Source organism: Paenibacillus sp. 01T442, assembly GCF_056398345.1.
Map to the genome: position 1 here is coordinate 20,143 of NZ_JBFTPF010000023.1, position 15,174 is coordinate 35,316.

Consider the following 15,174-nt stretch of genomic DNA (forward strand, 5'->3'; position numbering starts at 1 on the left):
AGAAAAACCTGATCACAGAAGTCGTGAAAAGGTTATTTGAGTAAGAACTAGTAATTATTCAACGATAAGCGTTGTTTTCATATTCGCATGGCCAGATCCGCACATGATGGAGCAAGTGATAGGAAATGATCCTGTTTTATCTGGTGTAAAGGTAACGGTTTTATTTCCATTGTTGAGGTTGATGTTAAACTCTTTAATGGATGCTCCGTGAATACCTTGGGAATTGTCGAGTGTGATTGTGACAGACTCGCCTTTTTTGATGCGATATTCGGTTTTATCAAATTGAAAATTTGTAGCTTTTAATACAACTTCTTGTCCACCTGCTGCAGCTTTCGTAGTAGCGGTTGGTGAAGCTGTGGCTGCCGTAGTTGCAGCTGACGTTGTAGTAGTTGGTGTTGTTTTGGAGTCTTTGTTTCCACATGCTGTGATGGCAATAAGTACTGCTAGTCCCATCATAAGAATTGTAAGTTTTTTCATGGGTACCCCTCCGTATACATAATAATATCCTCATTATTGTACACGACCTATTTCCAAATTACAGTGACAAACTGGTGAAACCACAAAGAAAAGATCGGCCCGGCGAGTGAGAACGCTGCAGGCCGATCTTTTTTTTGGCTTTACCTTAGCTATCAGTTATGGAAACTGACAAGTTTATCGACGATCTTCTCTGCCTGTGAGCCCTTGTTCGAAAGGGGTTTTTACAGGAATGAATAGGTCGATGATCCCAATGACTAAAGCAGCTAAAATGGCACCTATCATGCTCGTAGACACATTGGTCACAATAAATTGAGCGGCCCAAATGACTAATGCGCTCACAATGAAACCTACGAGACCTCTGCCAAATGGAGTGATTTGTTTGCCGAAGATTCCTTCAATGATCCAAGCCGCGATTGCGATAACGAGCGCCAAGAAAAATGCACTCCAGAAACCACCGACTTTAAATCCAGGGACTAACCAGCTTACAAACATTAAAACCAAAGCTGAAACAATAAACCTTACCAGATGTCCAAGAAGATGCATGTCGTGAACCTCCTTCTTTCTGTCATGGTATGGAACCATTGACAAAAAAACGATTTTTTGAGCTGAATGCTTTGATTGTGATGATTTGCAGTTCCTTTTGGCAGAGGAATAGATGCACAACTTAGTGTAACCAACTTTGTAATAATTATGGGGGCAGTAACTTCCATATAATCATTGTCTCCGTAGCTAATCAGGATCTATTTGGTTTATAATATAGGTTAGAGAAAAGAGGTTGGAACATTGAATCCGAAAATAATAAAAACATTAGAATATCAGAAGATTTTACATAAAGTAGCTCATCATGCTTCGACATCTTTAGGTAAAGAGACAGCAGAGAAGCTGGAGCCTAAAGGGGATTTCGAACTCGTTAAGCTTCGCCTACAAGCTACTGATGAAGCGGTAAATGTAGAGAGGTTAAAAGGTAATGCACCTTTCGGAGGCATCCGAGATATTCGTGCGCCTCTGCATAGAGCTAGAATTGGTGGCATGTTAAATCCAACAGAGTTGCTGGAGATTTCAACCACGATGTTTGGATCGCGAAGATTGAAGCGATTTGTACTTGCTGCCCATGAGGAATATGCCATCCCTATGTTAAAGGCACAAGTGGAGTTGTTGACTGAAAACAAACAACTAGAAGATAAAATCAATAGCTGCATCGATGAGAATGCAGTAGTTGTGGATGGAGCTAGCCCTGAACTAGGGCGAGTTCGAAGTGAGCTTCGCACAGGTGAAGGTAGAGTTCGCGAAAGATTGGAACAAATGATTCGCAACTCTTCTGTCCAAAAGATGCTGCAGGATGTGCTCATTACGATTCGGAATGACCGATTCGTTATTCCTGTGAAATCAGAGTATCGTTCCAGCTTTGGCGGCATGATTCATGATCAATCGGCTTCTGGTGCGACTCTCTATATCGAACCAGATGCTATTGTGCAATTAAATAATAAAATTCGTGAACTCAAATTTAAAGAAGAAGCTGAGATCGAGAAAATTCTGCGGGCGTTGACTGAGCTAGTTGCTGAACAAGTGGAAGTACTTGTTTTGGATGTGGATCAATTGGCAGAGCTTGATTTTACTTTTGCCAAAGCAGGTTTAGCTAGAGAATTAAAGGCGACAATGCCAAGGTTGAATGATAGAGGCTTTATTAAGATTAAAAGAGGAAGACACCCGCTGATCGCGGCGGATGCCGTTGTGCCACTCGATCTGGAGTTGGGCAACGATTACTCACAAATTATCGTCACAGGCCCGAATACAGGCGGTAAGACGGTGTCTCTTAAAACTGTTGGCCTTCTGAGTCTGATGGCGATGTCTGGACTGTTTGTACCCGCTGAAGAAGGGACACAGCTCTGCGTATTCGATGCCATTTATGCGGATATTGGCGATGAACAAAGTATTGAGCAAAACTTAAGTACGTTTTCCAGTCATATGACGAATATCATAAGCATTTTACGCGATATGACACCGAAAAGCTTAGTATTACTGGATGAGCTAGGCGCAGGTACCGATCCTGCTGAAGGATCCGCACTTGCGATTTCAATTTTGGACTACATTCATCAAATTGGCTGCCGCATTATTGCAACTACGCATTATTCCGAATTGAAGGCGTATGCTTATCAAAAGCAAGGCACGATTAACGCTAGCATGGAGTTTGATATTCAAACGCTTAGCCCCACATATCGCCTGTTAGTCGGTGTTCCTGGTCGAAGTAATGCGTTTGCTATTGCTGAGCGACTTGGATTGTCTCGTCGCATTATTGAACATGCGCGCACGCAGGTAGGAGAGGAAGATCAGCGCGTAGAGTCGATGATAGCATCCCTCGAGGAGAATCGCCTGATCGCAGAATCTGAGCGTTATGCTGCGGAAGAGCTGCGCAAAGAAGCTGAAGCGATGCGCAAATCGCTGGAGGCGCAGCAGCTTAAATTCGACGAGCAACGTGATAAGCTGCTCGAAAAAGCGGAGCGCGATGCACGCGAAGCCGTTATCAAAGCTCGCCGCGAAGCTGACGAGGTTATCGCGGACCTGCGTCGCATGGCATTGGAAGAAGCCGGAGGGGTCAAGGATCACAAGCTAGTTGAGGCGAAGCGACGTCTGGATCAAGCGACACCAGAACTGCGCAGCAAGCAAGTGCGTGCTTTGAAGAAGCGTCCTGAGCAAATTGAAGCAGGGGATGAAGTCAGGGTGATTTCATTAGGACAGAAAGGTCACGTTGTTGAGCTTGTAGGATCAACCGAAGCCAATGTTCAAATGGGTATTATGAAAATGAAAGTTCAGTTATCCAACCTTGAGAAAACTGGCAATGCGCCTCAGTCAAAGCAACCGCAGAAAGTGGCCACGACGCTGAAGCGAACGCGCGATGATAATGTCAAAATGGAATTGGATATGCGCGGCATGAATATGGAAGAAGCTTTGATTGAGGCAGACCGCTTCTTAGATGAATCCTTCTTGAGTAATTTTGGCCAAGTGTATTTGATTCATGGTAAAGGCACAGGTGTGCTTAGAACGGGGATGCAAGAATATTTGCGTCGACATAGACACGTGAAAAGCTATCGGATGGGTAATTACAATGAAGGCGGAGCCGGGGTTACAGTTGTCGAATTGAAATAACTTATAAATTTTTGATCCTTTTTGAAACTCATTCTTCGGTAATGCGTATGAAATAGATATAAAAGAGTATTAAACCTTAGGAGGAATTTTAGATGGGAATTTTCAAAAGACTTCGTGATATGACAATGGCTTCAATTAATGATTTATTGGATAAGGCAGAAGATCCTGTCAAAATGTTAAATCAGTTTTTACGCGATATGGAAGAAGATATTTTGGAAGCTGAGGCGGCAGTTGCGAAACAAATTGCTATCGAAAAGAAATTTAAACTACAATTTGAAGAGTCCGAAGAGATGGTTACAAAACGTACAGAGCAGGCTATGAAAGCCCTGGAAGCAGGGAATGAAGATTTGGCCCGCCGCGCACTGGAAGATAAGAAAGAGCACCAAGGTCGTTATGATGAATTGAAACGTCAATATGATCTAGCCAAAACGAATGCGGATCAACTTCGTGCACAATTGACAGAGATGAAAGACGAGTTCAATAAAATGAAAAACAAAAAGGATTTGTTAATTGCTCGCGCAGAAACTGCGAAGGCACAAAAACAAATCAACCAAGCAATGTCAGGGTTTGGTACAGACAATGCGGCTAAAGGCTTCGATCGCATGAGCGAAAAAGTGTTGCAAATGGAAGCAGAAGCACAAGCAAGTGGAGAAATTCGTGCCAAAAACCGCAGCTTGGACGATGAGCTTGATGGTTTAGGCTCAAGTAGCAGTGCAATTAACGATGAATTGGCTGCAATGAAAGCTAAGCTTGCTGAAAAAAAACAATCCTAATGTTATACTAGTTGTACCTGCGAGAGACTGAGTCATACTCAGTCTCTACTACCATATATAGGGAATAGGGAATGGAGTTCGAGTCTCTCTACTTGTGTAAAGGAAGGCAGGAGATGATATGAACGAAGAGGTGGATGTCTTGTTAAGTAATCCGTATTTAGCAACGCTTGCTTTTTTTGCTGTAGCAGTGGTCGCGCTTGTTGTTTTCCTTACCATCTTCGAAATGGTCACAAAGTATGATGATTGGGCTGAAATTAAAAAAGGAAATCTATCGGTTGCCATGGCTACTGGTGGGAAAATTTTTGGGATTTGCAATTTGTTCCGTTTCGCCATTTTAAACAATGACACCATGATTCACTCTCTCGTTTGGGCCGGATATGGCTTCGTGCTGTTGTTGGTTGCCTACTTTATCTTTGAGTTCCTAACGCCTTATTTCAAAATTGATGAGGAAATTAAGAAGGATAATCGTGCGGTAGGTTTCTTATCCTTAACGTTGTCTGTCTCCTTATCCTATGTGGTTGGAGCTTGCGTAACTTAGTATCATAAAATATAGAATGTATTGTTTCACTTAATAATTCGGCTATATTTCTTGATAAACGCATCCGTCCTATAAGGACGATGCAGCCGTTTATTTTGCATAGTCTTGGAGGCTTGAACAATGAAATACCTGTGGGGAACCTTGTTTGCTATTGCACTTGTGTTTGTAGCGGCAGGGGTTTATTATGTATGGAAATATGCATAGATGCAATTAGCTGGAGGATTTCGCAATGAGTAGCAATGAAGAAGTTGTATGTCCGTGGTGCCAAACCGAGATCGTATGGGATCCCGAAATTGGGCCAGAGGATGAGTGTCCACACTGTTTTAATGAATTGAATGATTACCGCAGCATTGATTTGAAGGTTAAGCAGACAGGGCAGAAGCTTCGTTTCAATGAGCAAGAATATGCCGAATCCGATGAGGATTTATCATTGGCTTGGGATGATTCCGATGAGCCGCTTGATAAGTATGGCGAGAAGGTCCAACAATTAACAGATGAGCAGGAAGAAGCACCAGAGTGCTCGAGTTGTCATGAATTCTTGCTCCTAGCTGGAACTGAAGTGACAAGCGGAGCTTCCTTCACCCCCACTATTCCMAAAACGTTGGGGAGTGCGTTCTTAACAGGCCCTTTCACGACGGATGTTTATGTGTGTCCATCTTGCTTCCGAGTTGAGAAAGTGCTCTCAGATACGGACCGATTGCTGATGGTTGAACGCATCAAATCAGAATAAGATCGTTGAAAATGGAACCGAGTCCTCGTGGATTCGGTTTTTTTGCATGCATGTGGTCATATTTTCACTCCAAAGGGGAAGCTTAACAAGAGCCCATATTCGGTCTTAGTTAGGAGGAGGAATATGCAAACGAATCAAACGAATGTGAAAAGCAAAGGGAAGCTGGACGCTCAAGCGATCCTTCTGCTCGTTGTTCATGCACTATTCGGCGGAGCAAATGCCTTATCAGGTACATTCGTCGGTGTTTATCTATGGAAAGCCAAAAACGACTTTACGTTAATCGGTTGGTTCACCTTAACGACCCATTTGACGATGGCTATTACTTTTTGGTTAGCCGGAAAGTGGGTGAAAGAACACAATAAAATGAATTGTTTGCGTATTGGTGTATCCATATCGGCCTGTTTTTACATGCTGGTGCTCTGGATGGGGACTAGCAGTGTCCATTACTTCGTTTGGTTGGGTATGGTCCAAGGAATCTCTGTAGGCTTATTCTGGATAGCTTTCAACGTCGTTTACTTTGAAGTGACAGATCCAGATAATCGCGATCGATTTAATGGTTGGGTTGGCCTATTAGGTGCTGGTGCRGGGATTATTGCTCCGTGGATTTCAGGTTTACTCATCGTTTCATTAGGGGACGGAGCAGGATATCGTCTCATCTTCTCTATCTCGTTAGGCATATTTCTATTAGGCGTTGTGGTTAGTTTTTTTCTGAAGAAACGGAAATTGAGTGGCACTTACGAGTGGCTCTTGCCGCTGCGGATCCTTAGGCAACCTCAAACGCCTTGGAAGCGAGTAAGTCTGGCTTTACTTTTTCAAGGCGTGCGAGAAGGTGTATTTGGATTTATGATTGGATTACTCGTGTACATATCGACTTCAAGTGAAGCAAGTTTAGGTAATTTCGCTCTAATTACTTCATCCGTAGCGTTAGTTAGCTTCTGGGCAGCAGGGCGCTTCATTCGACCTTCTTTTCGTAAAAAGAGTATGTTTATCGGCTCGGTGATGGTCGTTCTCGTGATCTTTCCATTTTTTTGGAAAATGTCGTTCAGCACCTTGCTGATATTCGGGATTGGTTCTGCACTCTTTTTTCCCATGTACTCGATTCCAATGGTGTCCGCAGTGTTTGATTTGATTGGATCGGATGATGAAAGTGCCAAACAACGGGAAGAGTACATTGTCTTGCGTGAGTTATCACTGAATGTGGGGCGCGTATGTGGCGTGCTTATATTTATATGTGTTATTTCTTGGAGTAAAGAGCCTCTTGTCATCAATGTGCTGTTACTCGTCATCGGAAGCTCCACTTTCTTCTCATGGGTATTTATTCGAAACCAGTTGCCGGCAGCCAAGTCTTGACAGCGGCTAGGTTTCAGGCTGAAAATGTGAGTAGCATGAGTATGGGATGAGGAGGGGGCACCAATGCCGCCAAAAATGGTGAATAGCATCACAGAGCTGATCGGAGATACCCCCGCGRTGCGCGTCAATCGCTTATTGGAACCGGAAGCTGCTGAGCTGTATGTAAAGTTGGAGTATTTCAATCCGAGCGGGAGCGTAAAGGACCGGGCTGCATGGAATCTCATTGATCAGGCTGAGAAGTCAGGACAACTTCAGCCAGGTGCAACTATCATTGAGCCTACAAGCGGAAATACGGGGATCGGACTAGCGATGAACGCGGCTGCCAAGGGCTATAAGGCTATCTTGATTATGCCGGACAATATGAGCAAGGAACGCATAAATATCCTGAAAGCATACGGCGCCGACGTTGTTCTAACGCCAGCCGCATTACGGATGCCAGGTGCAATTGCTAAGGCTGTGGAGTTACGGGATCAAATCCCCGGAAGCTTTATCCCACAGCAGTTTGAGAATCCAGCGAATCCGAGCATTCATCGCATTACGACTGCACCTGAAATTTTGCAGCAAATGGAGGGCCGGTTAGATGCTTTCGTTGCTACCTCAGGAACTGGAGGTACGATTACGGGGACTGGTGAAGTGCTTCGGGAGCATTTGCCGAATATCCAGATTTATGTAGTGGAGCCAAAGGGGTCACCAGTACTGTCTGGTGGATGCCCAGGGCCACATAAGCTCGTGGGGACAAGTCCAGGCTTTGTTCCGGCTATTTTGAACACAAGCGTCTATGATGAGATCGTGCAAGTGGCGGATGAGGATGCCATCCAAACGATGAGGGATTTGGCGAGCAAGGAAGGTATCCTTGTCGGTCCTTCGGCTGGAGCCTCAGTATGGACGGGGATGCAGGTTGCAAGAAAGCTCGGAGCAGGAAAGCGAGTGCTTTGCATTGCACCAGATACAGGTGAGCGATATTTAAGTATGGATCTCTTTTAACTCGTGTACGAGGTGGAAAGGGGCGCTAGAGTCACTTGGATGGTTATCCAGTGGCTTTTTATTTTGCCAATTCTAGTGGAATTTTCGAATATAGATAAATATTCTGCCTTTCTTCCGCGATCAGTAATTGAATTAGGACAGCAATTCATTGTAAGATGAATGGATGAATGAAACATATCTCAGAAAGGTAGGTTTAACCATGGATACTTTGAAGCTTAAAATTCTCGATTTACTAAAGGAAGACGCCCGCAGGAGCGCGGATCTGATCGCCACCATGTTAGGAACGGCGGAGGCCGAAGTTGCGCGAGCGATAAGCGAGATGGAAGCGGATAAGGTCATTGTCAAATACGCGACAGTCGTGAACTGGAGCAAAGTAGATGACGAAAAGGTTACCGCCCTAATTGAAGTGCAAATTACGCCGGAGCGCGGGCGCGGGTTTGATGCGATTGCGGAACGGATCTATTTATATCCGGAAGTCAAATCGGTGTATCTCATGTCTGGCGCGTATGACTTGCTCGTTGAGATTGAGGGGAGCTCGCTCAAACAGGTGGCTTCATTCGTTTCCAACAAGTTATCGCCAATCGACCGTGTGCTTTCTACGAAAACGAATTTTATTTTGAAAAAATACAAACAAGACGGCATTATTTTCGAAGATCAGGAAGATGATCACCGAATGCTTGTTTCGCCGTAAGGGAGAGGTAGCGCTATGATCAAGGATGAGACTACGATTCAATCAAGCAAAAAATCGATGCAGGACTACCTCGCTCCTGCGGTACGTGAAATGAAGCCTTCTGGGATTCGGAAGTTTTTTGATCTCGTTAGCAATAGTAAAGAGGACATCATCTCACTAGGTGTTGGCGAACCTGACTTTTCCACACCTTGGCACGTTCGTGAAGCAGCTGTACATTCCTTGGAGCGCGGCAGAACGAAATATACGCCAAACTCTGGTATTCCTGAGCTCCGCGAAGCGATTGCAAACTATTTGTATACATCCTTTAAAGTGAAATATGAGCCTTCGAACGAGGTGCTTGTAACGGTAGGCGGCAGTGAAGCTATTGATCTAGCGCTGCGTTCACTAATTACACCTGGGGATGAGATTCTGATTCCTGAGCCTTGTTATATTTCTTACTCGCCAATCACGGCCATTAGTGGTGGTGTGCCAGTGGGTATCGAAACTTTTGCGAAGGATCAGTTTAAATTGACGGAAAAGGCACTTCGCGATGCGATTACGCCAAAATCCAAAATATTAATTCTATGCTATCCTAGTAATCCAACTGGCGGCATTATGACGTATGAAGATTGGCTCCCGATTGCCAAAGTTGTTGAAGAGCATGATCTGATTGTCATCTCCGATGAAATTTATGCGGAATTGACGTACGGCCAGAAGCATGTGAGCTTCGCAGCAGTTCCTGGGATGCAGGATCGGACGATTCTCGTTAGCGGATTCTCCAAAGCTTTCGCAATGACAGGCTGGCGGATGGGGTATGCTTGCGGTCACAGAGAGCTCATCTCAGCTATGACCAAGATTCACCAATATACGGTCATGTGTGCGCCTGTCATGGGGCAAGTAGCTGCACATGAAGCGTTGACGAATGGCTTGGAAGAGAAAGACCGGATGATTGAATCCTATAATCAACGGAGACGATTAGTTGTCAAAGGCTTCCGTGAAGTCGGACTTGAATGCCATGAACCACAAGGCGCATTCTATGCGTTCCCTAGCATTGTGGCAACAGGATTAACTTCGGATGAATTCGCACAACGACTTTTGTATGAGTCTAAGGTAGCTGCAGTGCCTGGTGATGTATTTGGTTTAGGTGGAGAAGGTTTTCTACGATGCTCTTATGCCTATAGTGTTTCCCAACTGAATGAAGCATTAGAGAGAATCGGTAATTTCTTACGGAAATTATAATATTCTTTGTAAATTCATATGTTCATAGGAGACGAAAACTGGTATTCTAAGAGTAAGGAGGGATGAGCATGGCTTTTATGGAATATCAGCTTACTAACTTTCAGAAGCAATTTCAAATTCGCGAGCAAGAGTTCGGACAGCGTTGGCTGACCAGAAATGCCAAGAAGCAAAATTCCCTAGCTTTACTTGAAGAAGAGATCCATACATTGAGACGTAAAATGGAACAGATGGTCATGGAAGGTCGAGAAATGACATCTGATGCGGTAGTTGAATTAAGTACGATACTGGATCAAAAAATAAATGAATATATGACATCTGGAAAGAAAAGTCGGTGAAAACCGACTTTTCTGGCGACTATCGATAAAGAGAGAGTACTTGACGGAGGGAAATACATACACATGAAAGCAAAATGGTTATTCGTTGTCATGCTAGGAATGATATTAATGCTTACAGCTTGTGGTGGACCGAAGGCAGATGTATCGGTATTTATGATGGGACCAAACGGGTTTCCAAGTGAAGCGGCGGAGAAGCTGGAAGTATCTCTGAAATCCAAGGTAGGCGAAATTCCTACAGTGAAGTTGAATACATCACCTATTTTTTCATTGGAAAAAATGATTGTTGAGCTTGCTGCTGGTGGTAACGGGATCTTCATCTTGGGAGAAGAGCAGTTCAAAGGCTTGAGCAACCAAGCAGGATTCGTTTCATTGGATAACATCATCAACCCTAAGGATTATCCAGATGGGGTTATCGAGATCAAAGAAGAAGGTAAGGCCGCGGAGAAGCATCTGTACGGCATTCCACTTACTGGAAACAAATGGATGAAAGAACAAGGCTTTGAAGGTAAAGGATTATACGCGTTCATTCCTCAGAATGCTCCAAAAATGGACGAGGCGCTGAAAGTTATCCAAATTATTGCGCAAAAATAAGCGAACATCTATAATCGACTAATAGCACCAATGTATAATTTGCAACTGTAGGTACTGGTAATATTCCAAATGGAACATTATTAGTTCAGGGGAAGCCGGTTAAAATCCGGCACGGTCCCGCCACTGTAATTCAGTCTTGTGAAAGTCTGGAGAGTCAGAATACCTGCCTATAGTGCCGATACAACATCCTTCGAGGAAAAGGATCGCGTTAAATCAGGAAGCAGCGCACGTAAGTTCGTTGCCATATACCGCGATTTATCGTCTCCTTCGTTCCTAGTGAACAAGGGGATTTTTTTTGGCTGTAAATTGAAAATAAGGAAAAGAGGGCTAAAGTGATGAAACAGAGCAATTTCAAAAGGGGTCTTATCTTAACATTAGCGGTTGCGACCGCGATCTCGTTAGCGGCATGTGCGAAGAAGGAAACAGAAATTACGGATCCATCGAAACTAGGTGGTGCGGGGACGAAGGCACCCGTAACGTCGGCAACTCCTGCCGCTGCGAAGAAAACGACGTATCCATTGAAAGTAAAAGATGTGACAGGTAAAGAGTTTACGTTCGACAAAGCGCCAGAACGAATCGCGTCGGTCTCGCCAGCAGAGACAGAATCGCTGTTTGCGATTGGACTAGAAGCGAATATTGTCGGTGTATCGGATTATGACGATTATCCGGAAGCAGCAAAATCGAAGCCGAAGCTAGGCAGCATTACGAAGCCCAATATGGAGGCAGTCATTGCTACGAATGCGAATATTGTTATCACTGGTGTTTCCATGAATGCTAAAACAGTGGATGACTTGCGTGCGATGAACATTAACGTGTTTAAAGTAGATCCCAAAACACTTGATGATGCGATCAATAATATTCAAACGTTTGGACTGATTACCGATCATCAAGAACAAGCGGAGAAAGTTGTCGCTAAAATGAAAGCGGATCGTCAGAAAGTTGTCGATGCTGTAAAAGATGTGAAGCAAGAGAATAAGAAAAAAGTGTATATGGAATTTGCCCCAGGCTGGACCGTAGGAAGCGGTGTGTTCATGGATGAATTAATTACCCTATCTGGGGGGATTAATGTTGCTGCGGATAAAGCAGGCTGGTATGAAATCAGTGAAGAGAAAATCATTCAACAGAACCCGAACGTGATCTTATTCGCAAACGGGATTGTTGATATCAAGAGCAAGAAGCCGTTAGAAGAAATTATTCGTACGCGCGGTGGGTGGGATGCGATTGACGCCGTGAAAAATAAACGTGTGATAGGTCTTGACCAGAACTCCGTAAGCCGCCCAGGTCCGAGACTGACGGATGGACTACTGGAAATGGCGAAAGGGATCTATCCTGAATTGGTGAAATAATGAAAAGAAAATTGATGTTTGGAGGAGGAGTAGGCGTTCTACTCCTTCTTCTTTCTATTGTGGTGAGTTTATCCATCGGGTCGGCACAGCTTCCACTTTCACAAATCGTGGGGATTCTAGCGAAGCATCTTCCTTGGATAGGAAGTCATGTCGAGGTGAACTGGCCGCAATCTTCGGAACAAATCATTAATAAAGTAAGAATCCCTCGCATGTTACTAGGTATTCTTGTAGGGGCTGTACTCTCCATAGCTGGTGCTGGTTTCCAAGGGGTTCTGCGCAATCCGCTTGCCGATCCTTACTCGTTGGGCGTATCTTCAGGAGCTTCTGTTGGGGCTGCAGTTCTTATTTATTTCGGGCTGCAGTTCGCTTGGTTCGGGCAATGGTCGATCCCCATTGTGGCTTTCGCGACGGGGCTTATTTCCCTGTTCTTGGTCTTGAAGCTAGCGATGATTGATGGGAAGCTAAAGATGGAAACGCTGATTCTATCCGGCGTTGTGATGCAAGCCTTTCTTGGGGCGTTTGTATCGTTCTTAGTTTCGATTTCGAACCAAACGGTGAATGAAATTATTTTCTGGCTCATGGGCAGTCTATCGATGCGTGGATGGGCATATACGTATATGATTTTACCTTATCTACTAATCGGTATAGTGATTCTGCTAAGCTATGCGAGATCATTAAACCTGCTGGCATTAGGAGAGCGTCAGGCTGCACATCTCGGTGTTCATGTTGAGCGTACGAAACTGATCGTACTCATCGCTTCGACGTTGATCACGGCTGCTGCCGTGTCTGTCGCAGGGGTGGTTGGCTTTGTTGGGCTGATCGTACCGCACTTGGTGCGACTGTTGGTTGGTCCGGATTATCGACTAATCATTCCTTTATCCGCGATCTGCGGTGGTATTTATGTGTTATGGGCGGACACATTAGCTCGAACTCTCCTAAGTCCTACGGAAATTCCTCTGGGAGTGATTACGGCGTTTCTGGGTGCACCATTTTTTGCCTATCTGCTCCATAAAGATAAGAAAACGTTAAGAGGTTGATCACGATGATTCAAGTGGAGGGGCTCTTTCAGAGCTTTCGAGAACAACAAGTGTTGGATAATATAAGCTTCGAGGTCGAGCAAGGGGAGTTTTTTGGGATCATTGGTCCGAATGGCAGCGGGAAATCTACATTACTGCGACTTTTATCCGGCATGGATCCGGTCATGCATGGCCATGTGCTTTTAAAAGGAAAAAAGGTATCATCGTATTCGCGCAAAGAATTGGCCAAATGGCTCGCTGTACTTCAGCAAGATGCGTTGCCGCCTGTTGGCTTCACGGTTCGTGAAGTCGTGGAGATGGGACGCTACCCGTTCCAAAATTGGTTAGGGGAAGATACGACTGAATCAGATGGACTCATTGATGCCATTATCACAAAGCTTGAGTTGGAAGGACTCGTAGATCGCACGATTGAGCGACTAAGTGGTGGGGAGCGGCAGCGTGTTGCACTTGCCAAGGTGATGGCTCAGCAGCCAAGCTTGCTCATGCTCGATGAGCCGACTACTTTTCTAGATATCGGTTATCAAATACAGATGATGGATTATATTCGTTCTTGGCAGCAGGAGTCGGAATTAACGGTTATAGCTGTTCTGCATGATTTGAATTTGGCTGCGCAGTATTGCACGAGATTGATGATCGTACATGAGGGGCGAGTAACCGCCATCGGAACACCTGCAGAAATTATTACAAGTACACAAATAGCTGAAGTATATGGAACAGAGCCGATTGTACTTAAACACCCGGTGAGTGATGTTCCACAGATTTTATTACAACCTGGGAATTAATAAAGGGCTGGAGGAAGTTGATAATGAACAATTTACATAACTTGATAAACGCGATTGAACCTATCCATCAAGAGGTGGCTCTGCAAGCCAATGACCATTTGAATCAATTGACGAAGCCGCAAGGAAGCTTGGGAAAGCTTGAGGATATCGCACGCCAAGTCGCTGGGATTACAGGTGAAGTGATGCCGACTTTTGAGAAAAAAGCGGTTATTGTCATGGCTGGTGATCATGGTGTTTGTGAGGAAGGCATCAGTGCCTTCCCGGCGGCAGTGACACCGCAAATGGTACTCAATTTCTTGTATGGCGGGGCTGCTGTAAATGTCCTTGCTAGACATGCCGGAGCAGATGTGGTTTGTGTAGATATGGGGGTTAATGCGGATTTGGAGCACCCCAATCTTGTCTCTCGCAAAGTTAGAAAAGGCACGCGCAACATGGCGAAGGAAGCGGCACTTTCTTTGGAGGAGACGACCCAAGCGATTGTAGCTGGCAGTGAAATTGTGGACGATTTGGTGGCAAAAGGGTACCGGCTTTTCGCTACGGGTGAAATGGGGATTGGCAATACGACGGCGAGCGCAGCAATCTTATGCGCACTGACGGGATTAGACGCTAGTATTGCTGTAGGTCGTGGAACCGGCATCGACGATGCGACTTGGCTGCATAAGCAGTCGGTTGTGAGTACGGCGCTGGATGTGAATGGGTTGACTGGGCGTGGAGTAGGTGCGAGTGCAAGTGCAAGTGCAAGTGCAAGTGCAAGTGCGAGTGCAAGTGTGAGTGCAAGTGTGAGTGCAAGTGCAGAAGAAGGGTCAAGTGGTGATTATGCACTTGAGGTGTTGAGCAAAGTCGGCGGATTGGAGATCGCCGGTCTCGTTGGGGTAATTCTGGGCGCAGCGAAGCATCGCTGCCCGGTTGTCGTCGACGGTTTCATTTCGTCGACCGCGGCGCTCGTGGCGAGCCGATTAGCCCCACTAAGCGCGTCCTACATGCTCGCCTCGCACTTATCGCAGGAGCAGGGACATGCGAAGGTGCTCGAGTCGGTTGGCCTCGCGGCGATGCTGCAGATGGATATGCGACTGGGTGAAGGCACAGGCGCAGTGCTTGTGTTCAACTTGATCGATGCCGCAGGCAAGATCATGAAGGAAATGGCGACCTTCGAAAGCGCAGGCGTTTCGAGGGAGTAG

At 45.2% G+C, this 15,174-nt stretch carries 16 protein-coding genes and 1 riboswitch; of the genes, 14 read left to right on the forward strand and 2 right to left on the reverse strand.

Annotation, left to right across the window (positions count from 1 at the left end; genetic code table 11):
- Positions 1 to 54 precede the first annotated feature (54 nt).
- Together AC1DLM_RS18540 and AC1DLM_RS18545 are read right to left on the reverse strand one after the other, a co-directional pair.
- Entirely contained in the window at positions 55 to 477 is a 423-nt protein-coding gene (locus AC1DLM_RS18540; RefSeq protein ID WP_441992253.1) for a cupredoxin domain-containing protein, read from the reverse strand.
- Positions 478 to 651: 174 nt separating this feature from the next.
- Positions 652 to 1,020, reverse strand: coding sequence for a phage holin family protein (locus AC1DLM_RS18545; RefSeq protein ID WP_057315456.1), 369 nt, complete (start codon positions 1,018 to 1,020; stop codon positions 652 to 654).
- A gap of 240 nt (positions 1,021 to 1,260) precedes the next feature.
- On the opposite strand from AC1DLM_RS18545, the gene AC1DLM_RS18550 reads away from it, so the two are divergent.
- From AC1DLM_RS18550 to AC1DLM_RS18615, 14 genes are all read left to right on the forward strand, one after another.
- A complete protein-coding gene (locus tag AC1DLM_RS18550; protein ID WP_477570793.1) occupies positions 1,261 to 3,621 on the forward strand; it encodes an endonuclease MutS2 in 2,361 nt (786 codons plus the stop codon).
- A 92-nt stretch (positions 3,622 to 3,713) separates the two neighbouring features.
- Positions 3,714 to 4,394, forward strand: coding sequence for a PspA/IM30 family protein (locus AC1DLM_RS18555; protein WP_441992251.1), 681 nt, complete (start codon positions 3,714 to 3,716; stop codon positions 4,392 to 4,394).
- A 118-nt stretch (positions 4,395 to 4,512) separates the two neighbouring features.
- Positions 4,513 to 4,932, forward strand: coding sequence for a DUF350 domain-containing protein (locus AC1DLM_RS18560; RefSeq protein ID WP_056609395.1), 420 nt, complete (start codon positions 4,513 to 4,515; stop codon positions 4,930 to 4,932).
- Between the two features lie 229 nt (positions 4,933 to 5,161).
- On the forward strand, positions 5,162 to 5,662 hold the full coding sequence (locus tag AC1DLM_RS18565) for a hypothetical protein (protein WP_056609397.1): 501 nt from the start codon (positions 5,162 to 5,164) through the stop codon (positions 5,660 to 5,662).
- A 27-nt stretch (positions 5,663 to 5,689) separates the two neighbouring features.
- Positions 5,690 to 7,012 (forward strand): MFS transporter, encoded by a 1,323-nt coding sequence (locus AC1DLM_RS18570; RefSeq protein ID WP_477570794.1) that lies wholly within the window; start codon positions 5,690 to 5,692, stop codon positions 7,010 to 7,012.
- Between the two features lie 63 nt (positions 7,013 to 7,075).
- On the forward strand, positions 7,076 to 7,996 hold the full coding sequence (gene cysK / locus AC1DLM_RS18575) for a cysteine synthase A (protein WP_477570795.1): 921 nt from the start codon (positions 7,076 to 7,078) through the stop codon (positions 7,994 to 7,996).
- A gap of 199 nt (positions 7,997 to 8,195) precedes the next feature.
- Positions 8,196 to 8,687 carry an Lrp/AsnC family transcriptional regulator gene (locus AC1DLM_RS18580; RefSeq protein WP_056609404.1) on the forward strand — a complete coding sequence of 164 codons (492 nt, stop codon included), beginning with the start codon at positions 8,196 to 8,198 and terminating at the stop codon, positions 8,685 to 8,687.
- Positions 8,688 to 8,702: 15 nt separating this feature from the next.
- The gene (locus AC1DLM_RS18585) at positions 8,703 to 9,905 is read left to right on the forward strand and encodes an aminotransferase class I/II-fold pyridoxal phosphate-dependent enzyme (RefSeq protein ID WP_171630067.1); all 1,203 of its coding nucleotides are present in this window, start codon (positions 8,703 to 8,705) and stop codon (positions 9,903 to 9,905) included.
- Positions 9,906 to 9,973: 68 nt separating this feature from the next.
- Positions 9,974 to 10,240 carry an aspartyl-phosphate phosphatase Spo0E family protein gene (locus AC1DLM_RS18590; RefSeq protein ID WP_441992248.1) on the forward strand — a complete coding sequence of 89 codons (267 nt, stop codon included), beginning with the start codon at positions 9,974 to 9,976 and terminating at the stop codon, positions 10,238 to 10,240.
- 63 nt (positions 10,241 to 10,303) lie between these two features.
- Positions 10,304 to 10,831 (forward strand): hypothetical protein, encoded by a 528-nt coding sequence (locus AC1DLM_RS18595; RefSeq protein ID WP_441992247.1) that lies wholly within the window; start codon positions 10,304 to 10,306, stop codon positions 10,829 to 10,831.
- Between the two features lie 32 nt (positions 10,832 to 10,863).
- Positions 10,864 to 11,016: riboswitch (cobalamin riboswitch) on the forward strand.
- 150 nt (positions 11,017 to 11,166) lie between these two features.
- The gene (locus AC1DLM_RS18600) at positions 11,167 to 12,177 is read left to right on the forward strand and encodes an ABC transporter substrate-binding protein (RefSeq protein WP_441992246.1); all 1,011 of its coding nucleotides are present in this window, start codon (positions 11,167 to 11,169) and stop codon (positions 12,175 to 12,177) included.
- Positions 12,177 to 13,214, forward strand: a complete 1,038-nt coding sequence (locus AC1DLM_RS18605; protein WP_171630063.1) for a FecCD family ABC transporter permease — start codon at positions 12,177 to 12,179, stop codon at positions 13,212 to 13,214. The genes AC1DLM_RS18600 and AC1DLM_RS18605 overlap by 1 nt, the downstream gene beginning before the upstream one ends.
- A gap of 5 nt (positions 13,215 to 13,219) precedes the next feature.
- On the forward strand, positions 13,220 to 13,996 hold the full coding sequence (locus AC1DLM_RS18610) for a heme ABC transporter ATP-binding protein (protein WP_477570796.1): 777 nt from the start codon (positions 13,220 to 13,222) through the stop codon (positions 13,994 to 13,996).
- A 23-nt stretch (positions 13,997 to 14,019) separates the two neighbouring features.
- Positions 14,020 to 15,174 (forward strand): nicotinate-nucleotide--dimethylbenzimidazole phosphoribosyltransferase, encoded by a 1,155-nt coding sequence (locus AC1DLM_RS18615; protein ID WP_477570797.1) that lies wholly within the window; start codon positions 14,020 to 14,022, stop codon positions 15,172 to 15,174.